This window comes from Sphingomonas sp. Leaf357, assembly GCF_001423845.1.
GTDB lineage: Bacteria > Pseudomonadota > Alphaproteobacteria > Sphingomonadales > Sphingomonadaceae > Sphingomonas.
This window is the reverse complement of record NZ_LMPM01000001.1, coordinates 377,677-404,326: the sequence shown is the minus strand read 5'-3', so window position 1 is coordinate 404,326 and position 26,650 is coordinate 377,677. Positions and strand designations below refer to the sequence as shown.

26 protein-coding genes and 1 riboswitch are annotated in these 26,650 nt (G+C 65.2%); of the genes, 12 read left to right on the top strand and 14 right to left on the bottom strand.

The window, feature by feature from the left end:
* Nucleotides 1-33: 33 nt before the first annotated feature.
* From ASG11_RS01890 to recQ, 5 genes are all read right to left on the bottom strand, one after another.
* Entirely contained in the window at nt 34-1,614 is a 1,581-nt protein-coding gene (locus tag ASG11_RS01890) for a GMC family oxidoreductase (protein WP_055774443.1), read from the bottom strand.
* Complete coding sequence (locus tag ASG11_RS01885) at nt 1,548-2,516, bottom strand: sterol desaturase family protein (protein ID WP_055774440.1); 969 nt, start codon at nt 2,514-2,516, stop codon at nt 1,548-1,550. The genes ASG11_RS01890 and ASG11_RS01885 overlap by 67 nt, the downstream gene beginning before the upstream one ends.
* 12 nt (nt 2,517-2,528) lie before the next feature.
* A complete protein-coding gene (locus tag ASG11_RS01880) occupies nt 2,529-2,918 on the bottom strand; it encodes a hypothetical protein (RefSeq protein ID WP_055774438.1) in 390 nt (129 codons plus the stop codon).
* A complete protein-coding gene (locus ASG11_RS01875) occupies nt 2,915-3,370 on the bottom strand; it encodes a TIGR01244 family sulfur transferase (protein WP_055774435.1) in 456 nt (151 codons plus the stop codon). Before ASG11_RS01875 ends, ASG11_RS01880 begins: the two co-directional genes overlap by 4 nt.
* A 204-nt stretch (nt 3,371-3,574) precedes the next feature.
* Nucleotides 3,575-5,359, bottom strand: coding sequence for a DNA helicase RecQ (recQ, locus tag ASG11_RS01870; RefSeq protein WP_055780052.1), 1,785 nt, complete (start codon nt 5,357-5,359; stop codon nt 3,575-3,577).
* Between the two features lie 53 nt (nt 5,360-5,412).
* Between recQ and ASG11_RS01865 the strand changes: the two genes are divergently transcribed.
* The gene (locus ASG11_RS01865; protein WP_055774432.1) at nt 5,413-5,685 is read left to right on the top strand and encodes a GNAT family N-acetyltransferase; all 273 of its coding nucleotides are present in this window, start codon (nt 5,413-5,415) and stop codon (nt 5,683-5,685) included.
* Between the two features lies 1 nt (nt 5,686).
* Here ASG11_RS01865 and ASG11_RS01860 read toward each other — a convergent pair whose 3' ends face one another.
* The gene (locus tag ASG11_RS01860) at nt 5,687-7,762 is read right to left on the bottom strand and encodes a M3 family metallopeptidase (protein ID WP_236697348.1); all 2,076 of its coding nucleotides are present in this window, start codon (nt 7,760-7,762) and stop codon (nt 5,687-5,689) included.
* Between the two features lie 268 nt (nt 7,763-8,030).
* Nucleotides 8,031-9,845 (bottom strand): ABCB family ABC transporter ATP-binding protein/permease, encoded by a 1,815-nt coding sequence (locus ASG11_RS01855; protein WP_201781252.1) that lies wholly within the window; start codon nt 9,843-9,845, stop codon nt 8,031-8,033.
* A gap of 105 nt (nt 9,846-9,950) precedes the next feature.
* Here ASG11_RS01855 and ASG11_RS01850 point away from each other — a divergent pair, with 105 nt between their 5' ends.
* Entirely contained in the window at nt 9,951-10,184 is a 234-nt protein-coding gene (locus tag ASG11_RS01850; protein ID WP_055774426.1) for a hypothetical protein, read from the top strand.
* Nucleotides 10,185-10,433: 249 nt separating this feature from the next.
* A complete protein-coding gene (locus ASG11_RS01845) occupies nt 10,434-10,847 on the top strand; it encodes a hypothetical protein (RefSeq protein ID WP_156363612.1) in 414 nt (137 codons plus the stop codon).
* On the opposite strand, the gene ASG11_RS01840 is transcribed toward ASG11_RS01845, so the two are convergent.
* From ASG11_RS01840 to crtY, 5 genes are all read right to left on the bottom strand, one after another.
* Nucleotides 10,836-11,048 (bottom strand): hypothetical protein, encoded by a 213-nt coding sequence (locus ASG11_RS01840; RefSeq protein WP_055774420.1) that lies wholly within the window; start codon nt 11,046-11,048, stop codon nt 10,836-10,838. The two genes, ASG11_RS01845 and ASG11_RS01840, sit on opposite strands and share 12 nt — an antisense overlap.
* A gap of 317 nt (nt 11,049-11,365) precedes the next feature.
* Nucleotides 11,366-12,319 (bottom strand): phytoene/squalene synthase family protein, encoded by a 954-nt coding sequence (locus ASG11_RS01835; protein ID WP_055774417.1) that lies wholly within the window; start codon nt 12,317-12,319, stop codon nt 11,366-11,368.
* Between the two features lie 103 nt (nt 12,320-12,422).
* The gene (locus ASG11_RS01830) at nt 12,423-13,004 is read right to left on the bottom strand and encodes a TIGR00730 family Rossman fold protein (protein WP_055774414.1); all 582 of its coding nucleotides are present in this window, start codon (nt 13,002-13,004) and stop codon (nt 12,423-12,425) included.
* Nucleotides 13,001-14,506: a phytoene desaturase gene (locus tag ASG11_RS01825; protein ID WP_055774411.1), complete on the bottom strand. Its 1,506-nt coding sequence runs from the start codon at nt 14,504-14,506 to the stop codon at nt 13,001-13,003. The genes ASG11_RS01830 and ASG11_RS01825 overlap by 4 nt, the downstream gene beginning before the upstream one ends.
* Nucleotides 14,503-15,678: a lycopene beta-cyclase CrtY gene (gene crtY / locus ASG11_RS01820; RefSeq protein ID WP_055774409.1), complete on the bottom strand. Its 1,176-nt coding sequence runs from the start codon at nt 15,676-15,678 to the stop codon at nt 14,503-14,505. The genes ASG11_RS01825 and crtY overlap by 4 nt, the downstream gene beginning before the upstream one ends.
* Nucleotides 15,679-15,935: 257 nt before the next feature.
* On the opposite strand from crtY, the gene ASG11_RS01815 reads away from it, so the two are divergent.
* The 8 genes from ASG11_RS01815 (at nt 15,936) to ASG11_RS01785 (ending at nt 24,408) form a co-directional block, all read left to right on the top strand.
* A complete protein-coding gene (locus ASG11_RS01815) occupies nt 15,936-16,730 on the top strand; it encodes a sterol desaturase family protein (protein ID WP_055774405.1) in 795 nt (264 codons plus the stop codon).
* Nucleotides 16,672-17,091 carry a DUF2141 domain-containing protein gene (locus tag ASG11_RS01810; protein ID WP_236697347.1) on the top strand — a complete coding sequence of 140 codons (420 nt, stop codon included), beginning with the start codon at nt 16,672-16,674 and terminating at the stop codon, nt 17,089-17,091. Before ASG11_RS01815 ends, ASG11_RS01810 begins: the two co-directional genes overlap by 59 nt.
* 74 nt (nt 17,092-17,165) lie before the next feature.
* A complete protein-coding gene (locus ASG11_RS01805) occupies nt 17,166-18,044 on the top strand; it encodes a MipA/OmpV family protein (protein ID WP_055774401.1) in 879 nt (292 codons plus the stop codon).
* Between the two features lie 261 nt (nt 18,045-18,305).
* Complete coding sequence (locus ASG11_RS01800) at nt 18,306-19,310, top strand: ferritin-like domain-containing protein (RefSeq protein WP_055774398.1); 1,005 nt, start codon at nt 18,306-18,308, stop codon at nt 19,308-19,310.
* 61 nt (nt 19,311-19,371) lie between these two features.
* Nucleotides 19,372-20,421 carry a ferritin-like domain-containing protein gene (locus ASG11_RS01795; RefSeq protein WP_055774395.1) on the top strand — a complete coding sequence of 350 codons (1,050 nt, stop codon included), beginning with the start codon at nt 19,372-19,374 and terminating at the stop codon, nt 20,419-20,421.
* A gap of 84 nt (nt 20,422-20,505) precedes the next feature.
* A riboswitch (TPP riboswitch) is annotated at nt 20,506-20,613 on the top strand.
* A gap of 39 nt (nt 20,614-20,652) precedes the next feature.
* Nucleotides 20,653-22,566 carry a phosphomethylpyrimidine synthase ThiC gene (gene thiC, locus ASG11_RS01790; RefSeq protein WP_055774392.1) on the top strand — a complete coding sequence of 638 codons (1,914 nt, stop codon included), beginning with the start codon at nt 20,653-20,655 and terminating at the stop codon, nt 22,564-22,566.
* 61 nt (nt 22,567-22,627) lie between these two features.
* Nucleotides 22,628-23,980, top strand: coding sequence for an SIR2 family protein (locus ASG11_RS18185; RefSeq protein WP_082472539.1), 1,353 nt, complete (start codon nt 22,628-22,630; stop codon nt 23,978-23,980).
* Nucleotides 23,981-23,982: 2 nt separating this feature from the next.
* Entirely contained in the window at nt 23,983-24,408 is a 426-nt protein-coding gene (locus ASG11_RS01785; protein ID WP_055774389.1) for a VOC family protein, read from the top strand.
* A gap of 216 nt (nt 24,409-24,624) precedes the next feature.
* On the opposite strand, the gene ASG11_RS01780 is transcribed toward ASG11_RS01785, so the two are convergent.
* Nucleotides 24,625-24,888, bottom strand: coding sequence for a type II toxin-antitoxin system ParD family antitoxin (locus ASG11_RS01780; RefSeq protein ID WP_055774387.1), 264 nt, complete (start codon nt 24,886-24,888; stop codon nt 24,625-24,627).
* 127 nt (nt 24,889-25,015) lie between these two features.
* Between ASG11_RS01780 and ASG11_RS01775 the strand changes: the two genes are divergently transcribed.
* Nucleotides 25,016-26,047 carry a hypothetical protein gene (locus tag ASG11_RS01775; protein WP_156363611.1) on the top strand — a complete coding sequence of 344 codons (1,032 nt, stop codon included), beginning with the start codon at nt 25,016-25,018 and terminating at the stop codon, nt 26,045-26,047.
* Nucleotides 26,048-26,170: 123 nt separating this feature from the next.
* On the opposite strand, the gene ASG11_RS01770 is transcribed toward ASG11_RS01775, so the two are convergent.
* Nucleotides 26,171-26,632 (bottom strand): pyridoxamine 5'-phosphate oxidase family protein, encoded by a 462-nt coding sequence (locus ASG11_RS01770; RefSeq protein WP_055774382.1) that lies wholly within the window; start codon nt 26,630-26,632, stop codon nt 26,171-26,173.
* Between the last annotated feature and the right edge of the window lie 18 nt (nt 26,633-26,650).

Here is a 26,650-nt window from a genome sequence, read left to right as displayed (position 1 = left end):
CGCCTTACACGGCCGAGCCTGAACGGAAAGCGATCAGCCGAGATCGGCGGCGACGAAATCGGCGCAACGCTCGCCGATCATGATCGACGGCGCGTTGGTGTTGCCCGACACCAGCTTCGGCATGATCGCCGCATCGGCGACGTACAGCCCCGCCACCCCGCGCACGCGCAGGCGCGGATCGCAGACCGCCACGTCGTCCGATCCCATCCGCGCCGTGCCGACCGGATGATAGATCGTGTCCGCCCGCGCCCGGATCAGCCGTTCCAGCGCGGCATCGTCGTCCAGATCGACCGGATAGCGATCGCGCGGCGCGTGCCCGCTCAGCGGCGGCGTCGCGACGATGCGGTACATCGCGCGGACGCCCTGCTTCATCAGGTCCATGTCGCGCGCATCGGTCAGGAAGGCGGGGTCGATCAGCGGCGCGGTGCGTGCGTCCGTCGATGCCAGCCGCACCGTCCCGTGGCTTTCCGGGCGCAGCACGCAGACATGCACGCTGAAGCCATGCGCCTTCACCTTGGTGCGGCCATGATCCTCCAGCACGATCGGCACGAAATGCAGCTGCACGTCGGGCGCCGGCGCATCCGGTGCGATCGTCAGGAACGCGCCCGATTCGGCGAACACCGACGTCATCGTGCCCGTGCGCCGCCGGAACCATTCGACGATCGCGCCGATCATGTGCAATCGCCCCTTCAGCGATTGGCCAAGGAAGAAATGTCCGCCGGTTTCGAACGCCCCGACATAATCGACATGATCCTGCAGATTGGCGCCGACCGCCGGCCGGTCGATCCGCACGTCCAGCCCGTGGTCGCGCAGGTGCGCGCCCGGCCCGATGCCCGACAGCATCAGCAATTGCGGCGTGCCGAACACGCCGCCGGCCAACACCACCGCGCGCTTCGCCTTCACGACGTGGGTCTCGCCGCCCTGACGATACGCCACCCCGCACGCGCGACCATCCTCGAACAGAACGCGTTCGGCGATCACGTCCATGCGGATGTCGAGGTTCGCGCGCGCCTGGCCGAGATAGGCCCGGCCCGCGCTCCAGCGCTCGCCGTTATGCTGCGTGACCTGGAAGACGCCCGCCCCGTCCTGCCGTGCGCCGTTGAAATCCTCGTTGACCGGGATCTGCAGATGGCGCGCGGATTCGACGAATTCGATCGATCCGGCATGCGGCGAGGTCTGGTGGCTGACGTGCAGCGGCCCGGACCGGCCGTGAAAGGCATCCGCGCCATGGTTGTTGCGTTCGGCGTGCTTGAACCAGGGCAGCACCTCGTCATACGACCAGCCGGGGCAACCCATCGCGGCCCAATTGTCGTAATCCCATCGGTTGCCGCGCAGATAGAGCATCGCGTTGATCGCGCTCGATCCGCCGAGGCCACGCCCGCGCGGCTGGTATCCGCGCCGGCCGTTCAGCCCGGCCTGCGGCACCGTCTCAAATTGCCAGTTGGTCTTCGGCGTCTGCATCGCGATGAACCCGGGGATGCGGGTGCGGTACCCCGTATTGGCCCCGCCCGCCTCGAGCAGGACGACCGAATGGCGCCCGTTCTCGCTCAGCCGCCCGGCGGCGGCGCTCCCGCCCGAGCCGCCACCGACGACGACGATATCGGCTTCTTCCAAGGTCCGTCTCCTGTGCGGAGCCGCTGTCTCGCGGCCCATCTCTCTTTGAGGATTTCCGACGTGTCGCGGCTGCCGTCATGGCTCCACCCCGGCGGTTTGATCATGTAGTTCAGTCTGGCACGCCAGTCGGGCGCCGCCCAGACGTCTTTCGCGATCCCGATCCATTCGTGGAACGCGGCCCAGAGCAGGTTGAAGCTGCCCAGATTGTGCACGATCCCGTAGCGCGGCGGATCGTCCGCACGTTCGGGCGTGAACGTGCCGAACATCCTGTCCCACACGATGAACACGCCGGCATAATTGGTGTCGAGATAGCGCGCGTTGGTCGCGTGATGCACGCGGTGGTGCGACGGCGTGTTCATCACCGCCTCGAACCAGCGCGGGCACTTGCCGATCGTCTCGGTATGGATCCAGAATTGGTAGACCAGATTGATGCCGGCCACGAACACCAGCATCGGCGGCGGAAAGCCGATCAGCGCCAGCGGCAGGCGGAACAGGAATCCCAGCGAGATGAACCCGGTCCAGGTCTGCCTGAGCGCGGTCGACAGGTTATAATGCTGGCTCGAATGGTGGATGACATGGCTCGCCCAGAACCACCGCACCCGGTGCGCCATGCGGTGGAACACGTAATAGGCCAGATCGTCGATCACGAACGCCAGGACGAACCAGTACCAGGCATAGCCGATCTCGAAGATCCGGAACTGCCACACCCACATCGCCATCGCGAACGCGACCCCGGCGGTCAGCGCCCCCGCCACCGTGCTGCCGAGGCCGAGGCCGAGCGAGGTCAGCGTGTCCTTCGGTTCGTACCGCGTCCGGTCGCGCACCCGCGCCACGATCATCTCGACCAGCACCAGCAGGACGAAGCCGGGAACGGCATAGGTGACGATATCGGGCAGGTGCATGACGCACCTTGCTTACACCCTTGTCAGCTGCGCTTCCAGTGCCCGCACGTCGCTTTCGACCACGCCGAACAGCAGCACGCGCCCGAACAGCCGCTCACCCGTGGCAACTTCGACACCTTCCACCGCGGTGAACAGCTGCAGCGGCGGTAGCAATCGCCGCGCCGCCACCTTCGCGCCGTGCCGCTTCAGCACCGCGATCGTCCCGTTGCCCAGCACCAACGCCGCTTTGCCATCTGTACCGACGATCGCGCCATAGGCATCGAACCCGGCCAGCATCTCCTCGGCCATCTCGCGCGCCTTGGCGGCATCGCCGATCCGGCTTTCGCCCAGCCGCAGCATCCGCGCGACCCCGGCCAGCGCGAAGATGGCGGCGAGCGATCCGCCGAACTGCAGCCAGTTCATCTGCCGGAGGCGCCAGTACCCCCGCCGGAGGCAAGCGCGTCGAGCAGCGGGCGGATGCCGGTCAGATCGTATCCGGTCGCCGCCGCCTTCGCCATCAGCGTATCGGGATGGTCGCCCATCTTCGCCCGCGCCAGCGCCCACAGGTTGCAGCTGCGCGTACCCGATCGGCAGAACGCCAGCACCGGCCCGTCCGCCGCCTCCAGCACCGCGATCATCGCATCGATCTGCGGGTGCGAGAAGCCGGCATGCGTCACGGGAATAGCGGCATAGCTCAGCCCGGCCTGCTCCGCCGCCGCGCGCACCTCGGCCCCCTCGGGCTGTCCGGCATCCTCGTCGTCTGGGCGGTTGTTGACGATCGCCGCGAACCCGGCGGCCGCGATGTCGGCGAGGTCGGAGGGCGCGATCTGCGGCGCGACCGAGATGGAATCGTCGATGTGGAGGATGTTGGCCATGGCGGACGTCTTAGCCCCACCCTCGGCCGCGCGAAAGCGAAGAAGATCTGCTCGCGACGGCGCGACGGGAAGTCCTGTCCCTCCGTTCGCCCTGAGCCTGTCGAAGGGCCTGTTCCAAACGCAGGTGCGCATTTGGGCCACGTGCTTCGACAGGCTCAGCACGAACGGAGGGGGGCAGAGGCGCAGACCTGTCGGAGAGCGGGCTCACCCCTCGCGTATCACCGCCAGGAACGCCTCGCCATACGCCTCCAGCTTGCGCTGCCCGATCCCGCTGATCTCGCCCAGCGCGCGCAACGTGCCCGGCCGCATCGAGGCCATGTCGCGCAGCACCGAATCGTGGAAGATCACATAAGGCGGCACGCTCGCCTCCGCCGCCAGCGTCCGGCGTTTCGCGCGCAGCGCCTCGAACAGCGGATCGCCAGTCGGGTTCGCCACCGTCCCTGCCGAACTGCCGCGTCGCCCCCCGCTCTGACGCCGCTCGCGTTTCGGCGGCACGATCAGCGAGACCGTCTCGCCCTCCTTCAGGATCCCGCGCGCGCCGGGTCCGAATTCCAGCCCGCCGAAATCGTTCGCGCGCAAGGCATCGCGCAGCAGCAGCGCGCGCGCCACCGGCTTGATCAGCGCCTGCTCCTCGCCCGACGACGCGATCCCGAACACGCCCAGCGCCTCGTGCCCGTTCATCAAACTGCGCTCGCTCGAAACCCCGGTCAGCACCTGCTCGATATAGCCGACGCCAAAGCTCTGCCCCGTGCGAAAGACCGCGGAGAGGAATTTCCTCGCCACCTCCGTCGCGTCGATCGCCGCGGGCGGGTTCAGGCAATTGTCGCAATTGCCGCAATTCTCCGGCGCATCGTCACCGAAATGCTTGAGCAGGATCCGCCGCCGGCACCCCGGCGTCTCGACCAAGGCCCCCAAGGCGGCCAGCCGCGTGCGCTCGCCCGCCTGGCGCGCCGGCTCCACCTCGCCGATGCGTTGCCGTGCTCGCACGAAATCCTCCGCGCCCCAGAACAGGTGCGCCACCGCCGGATCGCCGTCGCGCCCCGCGCGGCCGGTTTCCTGATAATAAGCCTCGATCGATTTCGGCAGCCCGGCATGCGCGACGAAGCGCACGTCCGGCTTGTCGATCCCCATGCCGAACGCGACCGTGGCGCAGATCACCATATCCTCGGAGGCGACGAAATCGGCCTGATTGCGCGCCCGCACCTGCGGGTCGAGCCCGGCATGATAGGCCCGCGTCGGCCGGCCGGACTTGGCCAGCGCCTCGGCCATCTTCTCGGTCCCGGCGCGGCTCTGGACATAGACGATCCCCGCCCCCGACGTCTCCGCGATCAGGTCGGCGATCTGCCGCGTCGTATTGTCCTTGGGGCTGATGCGATACTGGATGTTGGGCCGGTCGAACCCGGCGACGATCATCCCCGCGCGCGGTATGCCGAGCTGATCGAGGATGTCGGCACGAGTATGTTCGTCCGCCGTGGCGGTCAGCGCGAGCCGCGGCACGTTCGGGAAATGATCGAGCAGCGGGCGCAGCAGCCGGTAATCGGGCCGGAAATCATGCCCCCATTCCGAAACGCAATGCGCCTCGTCGATCGCGAACAGCGCCAGCTTGGCCTGGCTCAGCAGATCGCGGAACGCCCCGCCCGACGCCCGCTCCGGCGCGACGTACAGCAGGTCCAGCTCGCCGCGTCGAAAGCGCGCCATCGTCTCCATCTGGTCGGTATCGACCGAGGTGAGCGTCGCGGCCCTGATCCCGATCGCGGTCGCGGCGCGCAACTGATCTTGCATCAAAGCGATCAGCGGCGAGACGACCACGCACGTCCCCTCCAGCGTGACCGACGGCAATTGATAGCAGAGCGACTTGCCCGCCCCGGTCGGCATCACCGCCAGCGTATTCTCCCCCGCCAGCACACGGGTGACGACCTCCGCCTGCACCCCGCGAAAACCGGAAAAGCCGAAGGTGGATTGCAGGACGGGCAGCGGATCGAGGGGCATCGCCATGCACCTAGTCATTTCACGCCCCGCGTCCAACCTGCTAAGCACGGGACATGACCGAACCGCACGACAACCCGGCGCAGAGCCGCTTCGAACTCGAACAGGACGGCGACACCGCCTTTGCCGCCTATCGCCTGACCGGCGACACGATCACCTTCACGCACACGATCGTGCCCAAGCCGCTCGAGGGGCAGGGCATCGCCAGCCGCCTGATCGCCTTCGCGCTGGCCGAGGCGCGCGCGAAGGGCTTAAAGGTCGTGCCCGAATGCAGCTTCGTCGCCGCCTATATCGAGCGGCATCCGGACACGCAGGACCTGCTCGCTTAGGCTATTTCGCCGCCGGCACCGCGTTCAGCCCAAGATAGTCGAGCATCGGCCCGACATCCGGATCCTTGCCGTAGAACGCCTTGAACATCGGGCCGTAGTCCAGCGTATGGCCGCGCGACAGGATCAGGTCGCGGAAGCGCTGGCCGTTGGCGCGGGTCAGGCCGCCATGCGCGACGAACCACGCATAGGCGTCGTGGTCGAGCATCTGCGTCCAGGCGTAGGCGTAATAGCCCGCCGCATAGCCGCCGCCCCAGATGTGCGAGAAATAGCTCGTGCGGTAGCGCGGCGGAACATATGCGGTCTCCAGCCCCATGCTCGCCAGCGTCTTCGCCTCGAACGCATCGACGTCCTGCTTGGGGGCGTCGGCCGGCAGCGCATGCCACGCCATGTCGAGCTGCGCCGCCTCCTGCGCCTCGCCGGTGGCATAGCCCTGGTTGAAGGTGCGCGTGGATTTGATCTTGTCGACCAACGCCTGCGGCATCGGCGCGCCTGTCTTGTAGTTCACCGCGTAATGCGCGAGCACCTTTGGGTCGAGCGCCCAATTCTCGTTGAACTGCGACGGGAATTCCACGAAATCGCGCGCCGTGTTGGTGCCCGACAAGGTCGGATACACCTGATCCGCGAACAGGCCGTGCAATGCATGGCCGAATTCGTGGAACATCGTCGTCACGTCGTCGAAGCTGATCAGTGCCGGGCTGCCTGCCGCCGGCTTGGTGAAGTTGGCGACGTTGTAGATGACGGGCTTGGTGCCGAGCAGCTTGGACTGGCCGACGAAGTTCGACATCCACGCGCCGCCGGACTTGTTGTCGCGCTTCCAGTAATCGAAATACATCAGCCCGATCGTCGTGCCGTTCGACTCCGACACTTCGAACACGCGCATGTCGGGATCGTAGACCGGCAGGTCCTTCCGCTCCTTGAAGGTGATGCCGTACAACTGGTTCGCGGCATAGAAGACGCCGTCCGTCAGCACTTTGTTGATCTCGAAATAGGGCTTCAGCGCATCGCCATCCAGCGCGTATTTCGCCTTGCGCACCTGCTCCGAATAGAAGTTCCAGTCCCACGGCTTCAGGTCGAAATTACCGCCAGTCGCCTTGATCTGGGCCTGCAGTTCCGCCGCCTCGGCGCGCTGCTTGGCGGCCAGCGCCGGGCCGAACTGCTTGAGGAACCCGAGCGCCGCCGTCGGCGTCTTGGCCATCTGATCCTGCAGCGAATAATCGGCATAGGTCGGGAAGCCGAGCAGCTTCGCCTTCTGCGCGCGCAAGCGCGCCAGCTCGGCGATCGTCGCGCGCGTATCGTTGGCGTCGCCCTGTTCGGTGCGCGTCCAGCTCTTGTTGAACAACGCCTCGCGCGTCGCCCGGTCGGTCAGCGAGGCGAGCGCCGGCTGCTGCGTGGTGTTCTGCAGCGGCAGCACCCACTTGCCCTTCAGGCCGCGATCCTCCGCCGCCTTGGCCGCGGCGGCGATGCCGTCCGCGCCCAATCCGTCGAGCTTCCGCACGTCGTCCACCACCAGCCCGCCGGCCTTGGTGCCGGCGAGCAGCTTTTGCTGGAATGCGGTCTGCAGCGTCGAGATCTGCGTGTTGAGCGCGCGCAATCTGGTCTGGTCGGCGGCGTTCAGCTGCGCGCCGGCGCGGATGAAGCCCTGATACGTCACGGTCAGCAACTGCGCCTGTTCCGGCGTCAGCTTCAGCGTGGCGCGCTTGTCCTGCAACGCCTTCACGCGCGCGAACAGCTTCGCGTTGAGCGAGATCGCATCGAAATGCTCGCTCAGCTTGGGCGTGACCTTCGTTTCGACATCCTGCAGCGCATCGTTGGTGTTGGCCTGGCTGATCGCGAAGAACACCTGGCTGACCCGGTCGAGCATCCGCCCGGATTTCTCCATCGCCACGATCGTGTTGTCGAACGTCGGCGCGGCGGGATTGGCGGCGATCGCGTCGATCTCGGCCAAGTGATCCTTCATCCCCTGCTCGAACGCCGGCATGTAATCCGCATCCTTGATGATGCGGAAATCGGGCGCCTGATAGGGCAGGGTGCTGGGCTTGGCGAACGGGTTGGCGGTGGTCTGGGCGGTTGCAGGCATGGCAAGTACCAGGGCTGAAGTGGCGAGCAGGCGAGCGATCATCGTGGTTCCTCGGAACGGGTGGATGGCGCGGTTTGTCGATCCTATGTCGCGGAACGGCAAGTGAATTCGCGCGGTCCTTCTCCCATCCGTCATCCTGAACTCGTTTCAGGATCCAGGCGCGGTCGGTGGCCAAGGAGACAGGGTCGGTGCGGCGGATGACCGCGCATGGATGCTGAAACGAGTTCAGCATGACGGTGGGGAATCGACGGCAGCTCGCCGGCGAAAATTACTCCGCCGCCAGCACGCCCTCTTCGTCCGCGCGTTCCTGCGCCTGGCGGTTCCACATCTCGGCATACAGGCCGTTCCGTCGCAGCAATTGCGCATGGCTTCCGCGCTCCACCACCGCGCCCGCCTCCAGCACGACGATCTCGTCGGCATGCACCACGGTCGACAGGCGGTGCGCGATGACGATCGTCGTGCGCCCGCGCTCGATATCCTCCAGCGTCGCCTGGATCTCGCCCTCGGTGCGGCTGTCGAGCGCGCTGGTCGCCTCGTCCAGGATCAGGATCGGCGGGTTCTTCAGCAGCGTCCGCGCGATCGCCACGCGCTGCTTCTCGCCGCCCGACAGTTTCAGCCCGCGCTCCCCGACGCGCGTGTCGTATCCGTCGCTCTGCCCCTCGATGAAGGTCGAAATCGCCGCACCGCGCGCCGCGCCCTCGATCTCGGTCCGGCTCGCGCCCTCGCGCCCGTAGGCGATATTGTAGCCGATCGTGTCGTTGAACAGCACGGTATCCTGCGGCACGATTCCGATCGCGGCGCGCAGCGACGCCTGGCTGACCTGGCTGATATCCTGTCCGTCGATCGTGATCCGACCACCGGTCAGGTCGTAGAAGCGGTACATCAGCCGCGCGAGCGTGCTCTTGCCCGCGCCCGACGGCCCGACCACCGCCAGCGTGTGGCCGGCCGGAATGTCGAGATCGATGCCCTTCAGGATCGTGCGATCATCGTCGTACCCGAACCGCACGTCCTCGAACCGCACATGCCCCCTGCCGACCACCAGCGCCGGCGCATCCGCCACGTCGGTCACCTCGCTCGGCGTATCGATCAGGTCGAACATGCTGCCCATGTCGATCACGCCCTGGCGGATCGTGCGATAGACCATGCCGAGCAGATCGAGCGGGCGGAACAACTGCGCCAGCAGCGTCGATACCAGCACCACGTTGCCGGCGGTGAATTCGCCCCGGTTCCAGCCGAACACGATCAGCCCCATGCCGAACGCCATCATCGCATTGGTGATCAGCGACTGGCCGATGTTGAGCCAGGCGAGCGAATTCTCGCTCTTCACCGCCGCCCCGGCATAGGCCGCCATCGCCGCATCGTAGCGCTTCGCCTCGCGCTCCTCGGCACCGAAATATTTCACCGTCTCGAAATTGAGCAGCGAATCCACCGCATGCGCGACCGCACCGGTATCGAGATCGTTCATCCGCGTGCGCAAAGCGGCGCGCCAGTCCGTCACCCAGCGCGTGAAGGCGATATAGGTGACGACCATCGCCAGCGTCGCGGTCACCAGCCACCCGCCGAACTTCGTGCCGAAGATGCCGACGACCAGCGCCAGTTCCAGGATCGTCGGCGCGATGTTGAACAGCAGGAAATACAGCATCGTGTCGATGCTCTTGGTGCCGCGCTCGACCACCTTGGTGACGGCACCCGTGCGCCGCTCGAGATGGAAGCGCAGCGAAAGCTGGTGCAGGTGCCGGAACACGTTCGCCGCCAGCCGCCGCGTCGCATCCTGCCCGACGCGCTCGAACACCGCATTGCGCAGATTGTCGAACAGCACCGAGGCGAAGCGCGCCGCGGCATATCCGATCACCAACGCGAGGATCAGGGTCGTCGCGCTGCGATCGCCCTTGGCCATCCCATCCACCGCGCCCTGCAACGCGAACGGCGCGCCATACACCTGGACCAGCTTGGACAGCACGACGAGCGTCATCGCGCCGACGATGCGCAGCCGCAGCGCGGGCGCATCGGCAGGCCAGAGATAGGGCAGGAAGCGCCTGAGCGTCGGCAGCAACGGGCGCTCGGCGCTGGTGGGTTGGGTCATCGGTGGCACGGGGCTTCATGTAGGGCGGGTCAAGCCCCCATGAAAGCGCCCCACGGAACAAGTAGCGCGGTTCGTCGATTTTACCGTTCGAACGGGAGACGAAACATGGAACCCTTGTTCTTCGTCATGGCGATCATGGGATGTTCGGACGGTAGTGCGAATTGCGCCGAGGCTCGGGTCGAACGCGCGCATTATGCGACGATGCAGCAATGCCAGGCGGCGATGCCCGCCGCGCTGATGCGCAACACGGATGTCGATTATCCGGTCGTGTCCGCGACCTGCCGGATGAACGGCCAGCAGATGGTTCAGGCTCGCGGTGGGGCAAAAAGCACCGGCTGATCCGGGCAGGTGCCTCAAGCCTCCTAAGTTGTTTCCCGCGCGCCCACCCCGTTCGCCCTGAGCCGGTCGACGGGCGTGCCTCGAATGCGGGTCCAAGTTCATGGCGCGTGCTTCGACAAGCCCATCACGAATGGGAAACTTATGAGCATACCGGCGATTGCACCAACCGTGCTTTCCCATCAGAAGCCTGTCACAGTTGTGGCAGGACCATTGATGCGCAAGACGAACCACATGCACAAAGCGCGTTGGATGCGCCGCATCCTCGGGATCGTGCTCGGTGCCATCGCGGCGACCGTGCTGATCGCGGGGATGGAGGCGCTCGCCACGCTACTTTATCCTTTTCCGCAGGAAATCGAGACGCTGGACCCCGTGGCGCTCGCGGCGACAATGTCCGCGATGCCTCTGCCGGCCAAGCTGATGATCGCGCTCGGCTGGACGATCGGTGCGTTCGGCGGTGCGTGGCTGGCGTTGCGCGTGTGCGACTGGCGCTGGGCGGGGTGGATCGTCGCCCTGCTCGTGGCGGCGGGTGGGATCGCCAACATCCTCGCGCTGCCGCATCCGGTGTGGATGCAGGTCGCCGCGATCCTCGCGCCGTTGCTCGGCGGTTGGCTTGCCCAGCGCATCCATCATAAACCTTATCGCGGCGAACCGTTACTCGGCTGAGGGATCGCCGTCGCGCTGCATCGGCAGCGACCAAAGGATCTGTTCGCGCAACAGCGCTTCCAGCTCCTCCGCCCCGACATTATGCGCCGCCGCGCGCTTGCGCAGCAGCGTCGCGAGCAGGCTTGCCCGGCTGTGCGGTTCGTGTTGCACGGCGCGCCCCTGCGACAGGGCCCGCGACAGGCGCAGGGAAAGCATCGTCATGACGGGAGGCTAAGCCCCGGCTGATGAGCGCCGCGCTACGGAATTCGGTTAGCGGCGGGTTATCTACGTCCTTGTCGCTTTCCCTTCTCGCGTCGGTCGTCACCCGGACGTGTTCCGGGGTCCACCGGGCCGCTATCTCGGCAATCACACCATTATTCGCATCGAAAGCCGCTTGGTGGACCCCGGAACCAGTCCGGGGTGACGGAGTGTTTGGGCTGAAATTTTCAACGCAAATGAATGTCGATCGGCTCTTGGTTCCTCCCAATCTCGTTCGCGCCGAGCCTGTCGCAGCACCTCCCCCAATCGTGCCACGCGCCTCACCGCCCCGGACGCACCCATTCGATCTCCCGCGGCGTCGGCGGATACAGCGCTTGCCGCCGCCCCGCCGCCACGAAGGCGCGCGCGATGAAGCGTATCTTGTCCAGCTTGGACGTGGTCACGCGGTGGTCCCAGGCATGTTCGCCCCGCTCCGCCACCGCGCGCCCGATCGCGCCATAGATGTCGGCCGCCGCCAGCACCGCCCAGGCCGACCGGAACGGCAGCTTCGGCGTGCCCACGCGCGCGCTCGCCTCGAATTCGGCCGATCGCTCCGCCAGCCGCCGCGCCAGCACCGCCAGCCGCGCGCGGAACGGCGGCTTCATGTGCTGGCCGGGCGGGATGTCCATCTCGACGAACCACTCCTCGGGCACGTAGGCGCGCCCGACCCGGTCGTCCTCCTCGATATCGCGCGCGATGTTCGACAGCTGGAACGCCATACCCAGGTCGCACGCCCGGTCCAGCGTCTCGGCATCGTCCGGCGACACCCCCATCGCCACCGCCATCATGCAGCCGACGACGCCCGCGACGTGATAGCAATATTTGTACAGGTCGGCCTCGCTGCGCGGCCGCCAGTCGCCCGCATCCAGCGCGAAGCCGGCGATCAGATCGCGCGCGAAGGCATGCGGCATCCCGGTCTCGGCGGCGACGATGCGCAGCGCGTCGAACGCCGGATCGCCGATCAGCGCTCCGGTCAGCGCCGCCTCGGTCATCGCCGTCATCCGCGCCAGCCGCTCCGGCGCATCGTCGACCACGCTCATCGTATGGCCATGGTCCTGCCCGTCGGCGATGTCGTCGCACGCCCGGCACCACGCATAGAGCAGCCACGCCCGCTCCCGCGTCCGGCGATCGAACAGCTTGCTCGCGGCGGCGAAACTCTTGGAGCCACGCGCGATCGATTCCTGCGCCGTCGCGACGATCGCATCGCGGGAGGGGAAGGCGGGGGCTTCGCTCATTCCTCGCCCTTCAACCCGTTCGTTTCGAGCGTAGTCGGGAAACGGGCCAGGGAAGTCGTCCAGGGTTCCTCGACTACGCTCGAAACGAACGGAGATCGTGGCATCAAAGGTCGCTGGCCTTCATCCTGGTGATCGTCTCGATCGGCACGTGCGCGGACATCTGCGCCAGCAGCCCGTCCAGCGCATCGTCGATCAGCAGGATGCCCTGATGCTGCGGCCGCAGGAAGCCGACCTCGCCCATCTTCGCGTAGAAGGCGATCAGATGGTCGTAATAGCCCGCGACGTTCAGCAGCCCGACCGGCTTGGCATGATAGCCGATCTGCGCCCAGCTCAGCGCCTCCCACAATTCGTCCATCGTGCCGGTGCCGCCGGGCAGGTTGATGAACCCGTCGCTCAAGTCGGTGAACGCCTGCTTGCGCTGGTGCATCGTGCCGACGACGTGCAGCTCGGTGCAACCGCGGTGCGCCACCTCGGCATCGACCAGGGCCTGCGGGATGATCCCGATCACCTCGCCGCCGGCCGCGAGTGCGCTGTCCGCCACCGCGCCCATCAATCCGAGCCGTCCGCCGCCATAGACGACGCCGATCCCCCGCTCGGCCAGCGTCCGCCCGACCTGGCGTGCGCTCTCGACGTAAACCGGATCGGCGGGCGTCGCCGACCCGCAATAGATCGCGAGACGTTTCACTTTGCGCCTTCCAGCATCAGCGCCGCCGTCGCCTTCGCGCTGCCCACCACGCCCGGAATCCCCGCGCCCGGATGCGTGCCGGCGCCGACGAAATACAGGTTCGGGATATGGTCGTCGCGATTGTGCACGCGGAACCACGCGCTCTGCGTCAGGATCGGCTCCAGCGAGAAGGCGCTGCCGAGATGCGCGTTCAGGTCGCGTGCGAAATCCTTCGGCGTGTACGAGAATTTGGTCACGATCCGCTCATGGATGTCGGGGATCAGCCGCCGTCCGATCTCGTCCAGGATGCGCTTTTCCAAGACCGGCGCAAGCTCGTCCCAATCGACCGGGAACTTGCCCATGTGCGGCACCGGGGCCAGCGCGTAGAAGGCCGAATGCCCCTCGGGCGCCAGGCTCGGATCGGTCACCGTCGGGTGGTGGAGATAGAGCGAGAAATCCTCCGGCAGCACGCCGGTGTCGTACAGATCGGCGAGCAAGCCCTTGTAGCGTGGGCCGAACAGGATCGAATGGTGCGGAATCCCCGGCCATGTGCCCTTGATCCCGAAATGCACCACGAACAGCGACGGCGAATAGCGTTTGCGTTCCAGCTTCGCCTTGGTCCGCTGGCCCGATCGGCTGGTCTTCAGCAGATCCTTGTAGACGTGCACGACATCGCCGTTGCACGCCACCATGTCGGCGCTGCCGCTCCAGCCGCTCGCCGTCGTCACGCCGGTCGCCGTGTCGCCCAAGGTCTCGATGCTGACGACCGGATCGGCCAGCCTCAGCACGCCGCCCAGCCGCTCGAAATGCGTCACCATGCCGGCGATCAGCCGGTTGGTCCCGCCCATCGCGAACCACACGCCGCCATCGCGCTCCAGCTTGTGGATCAGTGCATAGATTGCGCTGGTCGTCATCGGATTGCCGCCGACCAGCAACGTGTGGAAGCTCAGCGCCTGGCGCAGATGCTCGTCCTTCACGTACGACGACACGATCGAATAGACCGACCGCCACGCTTGGTATTTGGCCAGTGCGGGCGCCGCCTTGATCATCGACGCGAAGTCGAGGAACGCGACATGGCCGAGCTTTTCATAGCCTTCGCGGAACACCCCGGCCGAATAGTCGAGGAACTTGGCATAGCCCGCGACATCGTCGGGATTGAGCTGTGCGATCTGCGCGTTCAGCAGCGCATCGTCGTTGGTGTAATCGAACGTCGTGCCGTCCGGCCAGCTCAGCCGGTAGAAGGGCTGGACCGGGGCCAGCGTCACGTCCTCGCTCATCTCGCGCCCGGTCAGCGCCCACAGTTCCTGCAGGCAGGCCGGATCGGTGATCACGGTCGGCCCGGCATCGAAGGTGAAGCCGTCCTGCTCCCACACGTACGCCCGCCCGCCGGGCTTGTCGCGCGCCTCGACGATCGTCGTCTCGACGCCGGCCGATTGCAGCCGGATCGCCAGCGCCAGCCCGCCGAACCCCGCGCCGATCACGATCGCGGTGCGGCCCGCCACCCGTGGTGGAGCACTGCTCATGAAGCGGTCCCGTGCATGCCGCCGGTGATCGCGTGCAGCGCCCGGCCGATCGGCACCGGCGGCTTGCCGGAAAGAATGCGAGCCATGTCGGTCATCGAGGAGCGTCCTGCATAAAAGCGCCCGATAAGCTGGGGCGACAGCCGATAGAAGCGTTCGAGGATACGATAGCGTTCCGCCGGCTCCGCCGCCTTGAACAACATCTTGTCCAGCATGCGATAGAATCCGCGCCGGCGCCATGTCGAACGTGCGAAACCGTGCGTCAGATCGTGCAGCGCGGTGCCGCCCAGATCGGTCGCGCTCGCGATCAGGGCCGCGGTGCGGATCGCGTCGGGCAGCGAATAGCCGGTGGTCGGGTGGAACAGCCCGGCACGCATCCCGGCCTTGGCGGTGCTCTTGCCGCCGCTCAGCCAGTATCGCTCGAAATCGCCGCCCATCGCCACCGGCAGCACGCCCGCTTCCTCGCGCACCGTCCGCTCGGTCTGCCAGCCGCGCCGCTGGACATAGGCATCGATCCGGCCCCCCAGCAGCCTGGCATCCAGGTCCGGCGTGTCGCTGTAATAGGTGTCCTCGACGAACATCCGCGTCGCCGCGAACGGCAGGGCATAGACGAAGCGATAGCCGTCGATCTGCTCGACGGTCGCATCCATCACCGCCGGCCGCGCCAGATCGTGCGGCTCGGCCAGGCTGAATTCGCGTCCGAGGAATTTCTGCCAACCCAGGTCGAGCAGCCCCAGATCGCCCGTGCCGCGGCAATCGATCACGCCGCGCGCCTGCACCCGGTCGCCGTCGGCCAGCACCACCGCGGTCGGGCTCGCGCCCAGCACCTTGCGGCCCAGCAGCAGCGCGTCGTCGGGCAGATGCGCGCGCACCACCATGTCGAGCCGGTCGGACTCGATCGAATAATAGGCCGATTCGAGCGTCCGGGCATGGCCGGGGAAAGCGACGTCGTAACTCTTCCAGCCATAGGAGATCAGCGGCGCGACGATCCAGCGATGCCCCTCCGCCACGTCGCTGGCGAAGAACGACCACAGGTGATTGCCGCCGATCCGATCGCTCGCGTCGATCAGCCGGATATCGAGTTCGGGGTGCTTCCGCTTGAGCGCCAGCGCGATCATCCCGCCGGCGAGACCCGCGCCGACGATCGCCACATCGCATGGGATAATCGTCGCCATGGCGGAGCGGTTAGCCGATCTTGGCGCGCGCGCAAGCGCTTATGGCCGACATATGGCCTGATGTGCATGGACCGCGACGTTCTGCTCTCCTCCCTCGTGAAGGGAGGGGAGCAGGTGCGCGGCTACGGCCCACGCTGCCGTCATCCTGACGAGTGTCCGGATCCATCTCGCCCCCTTGAGATCGCCTGTGCGGCACGATGGCTGCCGAAACGAGTTCGGCATGACGGCGGGCAGGATGTCCGCTATAGCCGCGATCGATGACCGCAGCCCTTGCCATCCTGCTCTCCGCGCTCGCGATGAGCGCCATCGTCGGCGTGCGCTACCTGATCGTAAGCGGCGCGTTCGCCGCGCTCACCTCCGCGCGGCAGCCCGGCCTGTACAAGGGCCTCGACAAGCAGATGCGGCGCGAGATCGGCTGGAGCCTCGCCTCCGCCGCGATCTATGGTGTGCCGGCCGGAATCGTCGCCTGGGGCTGGCAGAATCACGGCTGGACGCGCGTCTATGCCGACGTGCACGCTTACCCCTTATGGTATCTGCCGCTCTCGATCCTGCTCTATCTGTTCGCGCACGATACCTGGTTCTACTGGACGCATCGCTGGATGCACCGGCCCGGCCCGTTCAGGCTCGCGCATGCCGTGCACCATGCCAGCCGCCCGCCGACCGCCTGGGCGGCGATGGCCTTCCATCCGATCGAGGCGCTGACCGGGGCTGTGATAATTCCGCTACTGGTCTTCGCAATTCCGATCCATCCTGCCGCACTCGGGGTGGTACTCACGGTGATGACGGTTATGGGTGTCACCAACCATATGGGCTGGGAGATGTTTCCGGCGTCGATGTGGAGAGGACGCCTGGGCGGCTGGTTGATCACCGCGAGCCATCATCAGCGGCATCACGAACGATACGGGTGCAATTATGGTCTCTATTTCCGCTTCTGGGATCGGCTCTGCGGCACCGACGCGGGGATCGGCACGTTCCGGCGCGCATCCGGCGCGCGTGGCCAGCGCGTCGCTGGCGCTGCTGTGCCTGTTGCCGGGGGCGACGCCGGTCACTGATCTGCACGTCGATGTCGCGAAATTGCGCAACGCCAAGGGCATGCTGCGCCTCTGCTTGACCGCCGACCCGAAGAACTTCCCCGCCTGTGTCGACGATGCCCGCGCCGTCACCCGGTCGGTGCCGGCCAGCCAGCCAGACATGGTGTTTGCCGGGCTCCCGGCGGGCGATTACGCGCTCGCCGTGATCCATGACGAAAACGGCAACAACAAGCTCGATACGATGCTCGGCATCCCGCGCGAAGGCTTCGGCTTCTCGCGCAATCCCACGATCACCTTCGGGCCGCCGCGTTTCACCGCCGCCCGCTTCACGCTTACCGGTGATGCCAATCGGCAACAGGTCCGCATGAAGTATATGTTCTGAGGGGCGAAGCCGGAGCCAAAGTGTTTCGCGCGCGTTGCTGCGAAAACGTTTCTCCGGGAGTATCACCTTTGAACATGCCGATCCGTACCGTGGCCCCCTTGATCGGTGTGGCACTGGCGCTGTGCGCCGCCCCCGCCTTTGCGCAGAATGCCGACACGTCCGGGCAGCCGCCGCTGCCCCAGCCCGAAGTCGTCACCGGCGGCGACAGCGTGTCGATCGCGGTCGGCGTCGCCACGATTCCCGGTTATGAAGGGTCGGACAAGAACCGCGTCCTCCCCGGCGCGCTGATCCGCGGCACCGTTTCCGGGATCAGCTTCATCACGCGCGGCGCGCAGCTGTTCGTGGATGTCGTGCCGAACAAGCCCGGCCCGACCTGGGATTTCCAGCTGGGTCCGGTCGCCGGCCTCAATTTCGATCGCACCAGCCTGAAGAATATCAACGATACCCGCGTCGAGGCGCTCGGCAAGCGCAAGACCGCGATCGAGGTCGGCGGCTATACCGGCATCGGCAAGACCGGCGTGATCACCAGCGATTACGACAAGCTGAGCGTCAGCGTGTCCTACGTTCAGGACATCAACAAGGCGCACAAGAGCTACATCATCACGCCGGAGATCGATTACGGCACGCCGCTCAGCCGCAAGGCCTATGTCGGCCTGTCCGCCAGCGCCAGCTATGTCGGCGGCGAATATGCCGATACCTATTTCAGCGTCGATCGCGCCGGGTCGCTGGCCAGCACGCTGCCGGTCTACAATGCCGGCAAGGGCTGGAAGAATTACCAGGCCTCCGCCTTCGCGACCTATTCGCTGACCGGCGATCTGTTGCACGGTTTGTCGCTGGTCGGCGGCGTGTCCTATTCGCGCCTGCTCGGCGATTTCGCGCGCAGCCCGGTGGTCAGCATCGCCGGCGATCGGAACCAGTGGCTCGGCGCGGTCGGGCTGGCCTACACGTTCTGATCCCGAAGCATCTCCGCTTCCCCGACGAAGGCCGGGGAAGAAACGCGATGCAGTTTGGCACTGGTTAAAATATTTCGTTGTTTTCCTCGGACTTGCTGCGTCCGGCCGATACATACGAACGTATAGGGTTGAAAAGCCGTGCGGATGTCCTCCATCGGGCATTCCAGACGGCGGTGATTTCCGGTCGATGGCCCTGAAACGGCGGATCAGGGCGATCGCGTTCGCGTATTCCGCCGCAGTGATCCAAGGGAGACGACCGGCATGACCGACACACACCAGCAGTTGATGGAGACGTTCGACAATCGCGTCGAACGGCGCAACGAGCGCCGGGAATTCTTCAAGGCGGCGATCGGCGCGGCGGCGGTCGCCGGGGCCGGTGCTGCGGCGGTCACGCTGGGCGGCGTCGCCACCGCGCAGACCTTCAGCGATGCCGACGTCCTGAACTTCGCGCTCAACCTCGAATATCTCGAGGCGCAATTCTATCTCTACGCGCTGAACGGCACCGGCCTCGCCGCCGCTGATACCGATGGCTATCTCGTCGCGGGCACGCTCGTCGCCGGTGGCACGACGGTCGCCGGGCAGAAGGTCGATTTCAGCGGCGATCCGGCCGTCGGCGCCTATGCCAAGGAAATCGCCGCCGACGAGCTCGCGCACGTCCGCTTCCTGCGCACCGCGCTCGGCACCTCGCGCGTGCCGATGCCGAACATCGACGTCAGCCCCACGGCGTTCAACGTCGCGGCGATGGCCGCCGGCGTCTCCACCGCCGCCGCGCCGTTCAATCCCTATGCGTCGCCGGAGAACTTCCTGCTCGGCGCGTTCATCTTCGAGGATGTCGGCGTCACCGCCTATAAGGGCGCGGCACCGCTCCTGACCAGCAAGACCTATCTCGAGGCCGCCGCCGGCATCCTCGCGGTCGAGGCGTATCACGCCGCGATCGTGCGCACGTCGCTATATGCCAAGGGCATCGCCACCCCGTCCAAGATGCTGCTCGAGACGACCGAGAAGATCTCCAACCTGCGCGATACGCTGGATGGCTCGCCGGCGGAGAATTCGACGATCGGCGTCGGCGCGGACGACGATCAGGGCATCACCGGTTCGAACACCTCGACCGGCTTCGCCTCGAACATCGTGCCGCTCAACGCCAACGGCCTGGCCTATAGCCGCTCGACCGGACAGGTGCTCAACATCGTCTATGGCAACACGACGACGCCCAGCGGCCTGTTCTTCCCCAATGGCGTGAATGGAACATTCAAGGCGAACGCATGAGGCGCACCTGCGCCCGGCCTAATCCTTTTGTTTCAGCATCATATTCCAGGGAATCTTCGACATGATCGATCACAACAACGCTCTTGAAGTCCTCACCGCCATCGACAAGCGGCGCGACGAACGCCGGCGCTTCATGAAGGTCGCCGGCACCGGCACCGCCGTCCTCGGCGGTGCGGCCCTGCTGTCCGCCTGCGGTGGCAACGGCACCTCCGCCACGCCGACGCCTACCCCGACGCCGACGCCAACCCCGACGGCGACCACCGCGACGCTGGATCTCGACATCCTCAATTTCGCGCTGAATCTCGAATATCTCGAGGCGCAATATTATCTCTACGCCGTCACCGGTTCGGGCCTGACCGCCAGCCAGACGGCCAGCGGCACCGGCACGGCCGGCGGCACCGTCACCGGTGGCGCTCGGGTCGATTTCTCGGGCGATGCGCTGGTCGGCGCCTATGCCCGGGAAATCGCGGCGGACGAGGCGGCGCACGTCGTCTTCCTGCGCTCGGTACTCGGCTCGGCGGCGGTCGCCATGCCGAACATCAACATCAGCCCGGCGATCTTCAGCGCGCTCGCCACGGCGGCGGGGATCGACCAGACCGCGGGCAACTTCAATCCCTACGCCTCGCCCGAGGCGTTCCTGCTCGGCGCGTTCATTTTCGAGGATGTCGGCGTCACGGCATACAAGGGTGCGGCCCCGCTGATCACCAACAAGACCTATCTGGAGGCAGCGGCGGGCATCCTCGCGGCCGAGGCCTATCATGCCGGGCTCGTCCGCACCGTGCTCTACAACAAGGGCATCGCCACGCCGTCGAACAACTTGATCACCAACGCCAACAAGATCTCCGACGCGCGCGACAGCGTGGACGGCACGGTGGTCAGCACCAGCGTCTCGGCGGCGGACGACGATCAGGGCATCACCAACGGCACCGACGCCAATCTCGTCCCGACCGACGGCAACGGCATCGCCTATAGCCGCAGCGTCTCGCAGGTGCTGAACATCGTCTATCTCAACACCGCGGCGAAGACGGCCGGCGCGTCGTCGGGGGCATTCTTCCCCAATGGCCTGAACGCCAACCTCGCGGCGTTCAAGACGAGTTCCGCCAACCCCTGATCGCCCCGGCGACTCACCGGCTTCGGATCGGCCGCGCGGAAATCCCGCGCGGCCTTTCCTTTGTCCGCCGAAGCGCTTAGGCTGAGTCCATCCCCGGGGGGCTGCGCCTGAGCAGCTGAGAGGTGACTGACGTCACGACCCGCCGAACCTGATCCCGTTAGCGCGGGCGGAGGGAGGGAATGGTGTCCGCGCCCGGAAACCATCCTCGCTCCGATCATTGGAGCTTGAGACATGGCCGACATCCCCGCCCGCACCGAAATTGGCGTTACCACCGGCCCGATCCGCGGCAGTCGCAAGATCCACGTCCCCTCGCCGACCAACCCGAACGTCAAGGTCGCGATGCGCGAGATCATGCTCGATCCCACGTGCAGCGAACCGCCCTTGCGCGTCTACGACACGTCCGGCCCGTACAGCGATCCCAGGGCGCGGATCGACATCAATGCCGGCCTGCCCGAACTGCGCCGCGACTGGATCATGGCCCGCGGCGACGTCGAGGCGTACGACGCGCGCGAACTGAAGCCGGAGGATAACGGCCAGGTCGGCCCCGATCGCTCCGGCGGCGTCCCGCAATATCCGAATGTCATCCGCCGCCCGTTGCGCGCCAAGGCCGGCCAGAACGTCAGCCAGATGCATTACGCCCGGCGTGGCATCATCACGCCCGAGATGGAATATGTCGCGATCCGCGAGAATCTCGGCCGTGCCGAGCTACGCGAAAAGGCGGTGCGCGACGGCGAGAGCTTCGGCGCGGCGATTCCCGATTACGTCACGCCCGAGTTTGTTCGCGATGAAGTCGCGAGGGGCCGTGCGATCATCCCCAACAACGTCAACCACCCCGAATCCGAACCGATGGCGATCGGCCGCAATTTCCTGGTCAAGATCAACGCCAATATCGGCAACAGCGCGGTCGCCAGCAACGTCGCGGCCGAGGTCGACAAGATGGTCTGGTCGATCCGCTGGGGCGCGGACACGGTGATGGACCTCTCCACCGGGCGCAACATCCACGACACGCGCGAATGGATCCTCCGCAACTCGCCCGTCCCGATCGGCACCGTGCCGATCTATCAGGCGCTCGAAAAGGTCGGCGGCGTCGCCGAGGACCTGACGTGGGAGATCTTCCGCGATACGCTGATCGAACAGGCCGAACAGGGCGTCGATTACTTCACGATCCACGCCGGCGTCCGCCTGGCGTACATCCCGATGACCGCGAAGCGCGTCACCGGCATCGTCTCGCGCGGCGGCAGCATCATGGCGAAATGGTGCCTCAGCCACCACAAGGAGAGCTTCCTCTACGAACGCTTCGACGAGATCACCGAGATCATGAAGGCGTACGACATCGCCTACAGCCTGGGCGACGGCCTGCGCCCCGGCTCGATCGCCGACGCCAACGACGAAGCGCAGTTCAGTGAACTCTACACGCTCGGCGAACTCACCCACCGCGCGTGGAAGAGCGACGTCCAGGTCATGATCGAAGGCCCCGGCCATGTGCCGATGCACAAGATCAAGGAGAACATGGACAAGCAGCTGCAGGTATGCGGCGAGGCGCCCTTCTACACATTGGGGCCACTCACCACCGACATCGCGCCCGGCTATGATCACATCACCAGCGGCATCGGCGCCGCGATGATCGGTTGGTACGGCACCGCGATGCTCTGCTACGTCACGCCCAAGGAGCATCTCGGCCTGCCCGATCGCGACGACGTGAAGGTCGGCGTGGTGACCTACAAGCTCGCCGCCCACGCCGCCGATCTGGCGAAAGGCCACCCGGCGGCAAAGATGCGCGACGACGCGCTGAGCCGCGCCCGCTTCGAATTCCGCTGGCGCGACCAGTTCAACCTGTCGCTCGATCCCGACACGGCCGAACAATATCACGACCAGACCCTCCCGGCGGAAGGCGCCAAGACCGCCCACTTCTGCTCGATGTGCGGGCCTAAGTTCTGCTCGATGAAGATCACCCAGGAAGTGCGCGACTTCGCCGGCAAGCAGAATCAAGGCGTCGAAGGCTTCATCGCCGCCGGCCCGACCGGCGCGGAGACGGCGGCCGCCAGCAAGGCGGCGGCGATCAAGGGGATGGAAGAGATGAGCCGGCTATATAACGAGACCGGCCGAGAGTTATATATCGGCGCAGGCGGTCGGGAGCACGATTGACTGTCTGTATCGGCATGATAGCTTTCCGCGATGCCGTGCAACGCGGGTGGCGGGAGGAGCTATGGCCTGCGAATGCGCAATCTGTTCGCTGAAACTAAATTTTGAACTCGACTTACACCTGCTAGATGAGATTGAGGCTGGGCGATGTGTCGTTTTCGCTGGTGCCGGGATAAGTACAGAAACTCGTGGCGCTCATGATTATTTCTTTTATGAGCAAATTGCTCAACTAGCCGATGTTAAAGGTGATGAAACTTTTCCAGAGCTTATCGATCTATTTGAAACTCGACCTAATGGGCGTCAGAAGCTTATAGAGCAAATAAAATCACGCTTTGATTATATTGATGGCTTTAGTGATTTAAAACAAAATGCGACACGGTTTCACCGCCAGCTATCAGTTGCTCCATATTTAAGAACAATTATTACAACGAACTGGGACAGATATTTCGAAGATATTCTTCGTGCAACGCCATTTGTCTATGATGCGAATTTAGCTTTATGGGAAGGGGCGAAGAGGCCGCTTATAAAAATTCACGGATCTATTGATAATCTGTCCACTATCGTGGCGTCGACTGTAGATTATCGAGAGTGCGAAACCAGACTAAAGACCGGAAGACTTGGCGATATACTGCGACATATTTTTGCAACGAAAACCGTGATATTTTTCGGTTATTCAGCGACCGACAGTGATTTTCTGAGCGTCTACGGCCTAGTGCACGCTAGCATGGGAAGATTTGCTAGAACCCATTACCTCGTATCGCCGTTCGTTACAAATTCCGAGGCCGTCAAGCTAGGTGATTTGGGTATAAAGCCTGTTGTGACCGACGGTTCCTATTTCATCGAAACGGTGGCCGAACACATGCGGTCCAAGTTTTGCTATGCTTACGATGATTCTTACAAAATTATATTTTCTAGTCTTGTGGAACTGATCAAAATCCATGAGGACTTTGTCTCAAGTTATGAAGTAGAGGATGAGCCGCATCTGATTTTCGCTACGGCCTATCAGGATGGATTAATTCATTGTTTACAAAGAATAATTGATAGAAGATATGCTGGCGATTTTGCAGAACTTCATTATGTTCGCGGTCAAATCTCGCTTTATCAGGACCGAATAGATAAATATCGGAAGCAAAGAAATTATTGGGATTCATCGTATTTCGTCGGTTATCAGACCGGTCTAATGTTTTTCGATTTTATAAATGCTAATTTCGATCCTGACCAAGAGGTCACCCCTGAGCTTCTGGAGCTCCCATTTTTCTACCATCCGAAGATCGACCGAATGGACAAAGAGACTTATGAGGCGGAGGTGCGTGCCCACCCTGAAATTCATAAGGCGTCTCTGAAGCAAGCTGCACGTTTCGCTAAGAAGTTTGCGAACTCAACAGGCATTCGTGCTCAGCACCCTCCGTTTGGCTGACGTTGCCCCACCTAGCCCATATCGCCCTCGTCGTCCGCGATTATGATGAGGCGCTCGCTTTTTATGTCGGCAAGCTCGGCTTCACGCTGGTCGAGGACACGTACCAGCTCGAACAGGACAAGCGCTGGGTCACGATTCGCCCGCCCGGCGCGCCCGAACACGGGACCACCATCCTGCTCGCCCGCGCCTCGACCGCCACTCAAGAGAATTATATCGGCGATCAAGCCGGCGGCCGCGTGTTCCTGTTCCTCGCCACCGACGATTTCGCGCGCGATCACGCAGCCTTCACCGCCGCCGGGGTCGAATGGGTTCGCCCGCCCGCCGATTACGACTACGGCCGCGTCGCGGTGTTCAAGGATCTCTACGGCAATCTATGGGATCTGGTGCAGTTCACCGAACCGGGAACCGTTACTTCCGCATCCATTTAGAAGTCGGCTCCGCCACCCGCTGCTTGCCGTCCTTGATGCCGTCCCGGTCTGCACTGCCGAAAGCGTAGCGGTTGGATGGTACGGAATCGCCGTCCGTCGTCTGGCCGAGTGTCTGATGCGCGGCCCGCCTCACGCGCCGGGCATGTTGTTGCTTCCACGGCTTGTCGCTGGGCGCGGTCGTGTGGCCCACAAACGGCGACGTTTTGCGGCTCCTGCTCACACCGCGTCCGCCGGTCGGGCGCGACGGCCATCCCGCTTCCGGCGATCGGCAATGATATCTTCGATCGTCCGCTCGCTCACGCCAGACGCCAGCCCCTCGTCGATCGCCGCCACCAGCGCGCGGTGCTTCTCGGCATGTTCCTGATCGCGTCGCACCAGATCGCGCACATAATCGCTGGTGCTGCTGTACCGCCCCTCGGCCACGCGCGCTTCCGCCCAGCTTTTAAGCTGGTCGGGGATCGAGATATTCATCTGTGCCATGCGCCGAATATACGATTCTGCGCTAATTCTGACAAGGCGCGCTGATGGATGCCCGCGCGCAACACCCGGCGCGAATACCATCCAACATCGCTGTCATAGTTGGAAGTCGTCTGGTTTATTCTGGCGGATGGCAAGCAACCCCACCCGCAACCGCGCCTCCGCTGCTGGCCGAGGCGTCCCCGAAACCCCTGCGGCGGCATCCACGTCGCCGGTGGCCGATCCGGTGCGCGATGCGCTGATCCCGCCGATCCGCGCGGCGTCGCCCTCGGCTTCGCTGCCCGCCACGGCTCCGCCCGAGGCGCCGCCCGAAGCCAGATCCGATCCCAAACCCGATCCCCGGCCAGCGCCCACGCCCGCGCTGGACGCGCACGGCTTCGATCCGGATCACTATGATTGGGTGCCCGTGCCGCGCGCGCGGCGGGTCGATGGCTGGAGCCCGGAACGGCAGCGCAGCTTTATCGGCTATCTCGCCGATACCGGCAGCGTGCGCACCGCCGCCGATATGTCCGGCATGTCGCCCTCCAGCGCCTATCGCCTGCGCCGCGCGCCGGAGGGCAAGGCGTTCGCCGCCGCCTGGGATGCGGCGATCCAGCAGGCGGCGTTCGGCCTGGTCGATGCCGCGTTCGAACGCGCCGTGCATGGATCGGAGGAGCCGGTGTACGATCGCGACGGTCGTGTCATCGGCCGCCGCCTCCGTCAGAGCGATGCGATGATGATGTTCCTGCTGCGCAAGCATTTCCCCGATCGCTACGGCGATCTCCACCGCGATCGCGCCGCGCCCTCCGTCTCCGCCACCGCGCCGTATCCGCCCCCCGTCGACGACGCGCTGGCGCGGCTCGGCCCCGTGCCGCCCGCCGATCCGGGCGCGACGCTCGATCCCCATTTGCGCGATTTTCGCCTGCGCCACGCCGATGCCGGCTATCTCCCGCCCGATCTCCGGCACCCGGAGGAGGACGCCCAGCTGGGCCACAGCCCGGAAATCGAGGCGATGCTGGATCGGGCCCGGCGCGGTCTTTACCCCGGGGACAAGGATCCGGAGGACCACGGCTCCTACTATGACGAGGAGGACGACAGCTGGGACGAGTCGGACGATTGGGACTATGACGACGAGGAGGAAGAAGAGGACGAAATCGAAGGCGAAGACCCCGATACCGCGTGACCTTGTGTGAACTTCGGGTGCGCCGGGCGGGTGCCGGAACCCGCCCGAGGCCCGATAGCGTGTGACTTTGCGTGAACTTCGGTGCCGAGTGGCGCGGCGTGGACCTCGCCGCCGCCCCTTCGATCAGGCCGGCGCGTCGGCCTTCAACACGATCTCGCCTTCGTCCTCGCCGTCCCAATAATGCGCGCGGACGCCGTGGACCTTGATCAGCACGAGGCCGGGCGTGTCGACGCCCTGCTGGAACCAGCGGTCGAGCCCGCTCGTCCAATGTTCCTCGAACAGCGCCTTGTCGCGGATCAGCACCGCGCGGCCCTCGATCGCGATGAACAGCGGGCGCAGGCCGAGCAATCCGGCCTTGCCCTGATAGGCCAGCGACACGTTCGGATCGGCGGCGATATCGTCCACCATCCGCGTATCGTCGGTGGTGAAATACCAGCTGTCGCCGTCATAATCGACCTGGCGGTTGTTGCTCATCGGCCGCGCGCCGATCATCCCGTCCTCGGTGCGGGTGGAGAGCATCGCGAAGTCGATCTGCTTCATCGCCTCGGCGATGTCGGCCAGCGTCTTGGGTTCGGTCTTGGACATGATGTTCCTCCTGTACGG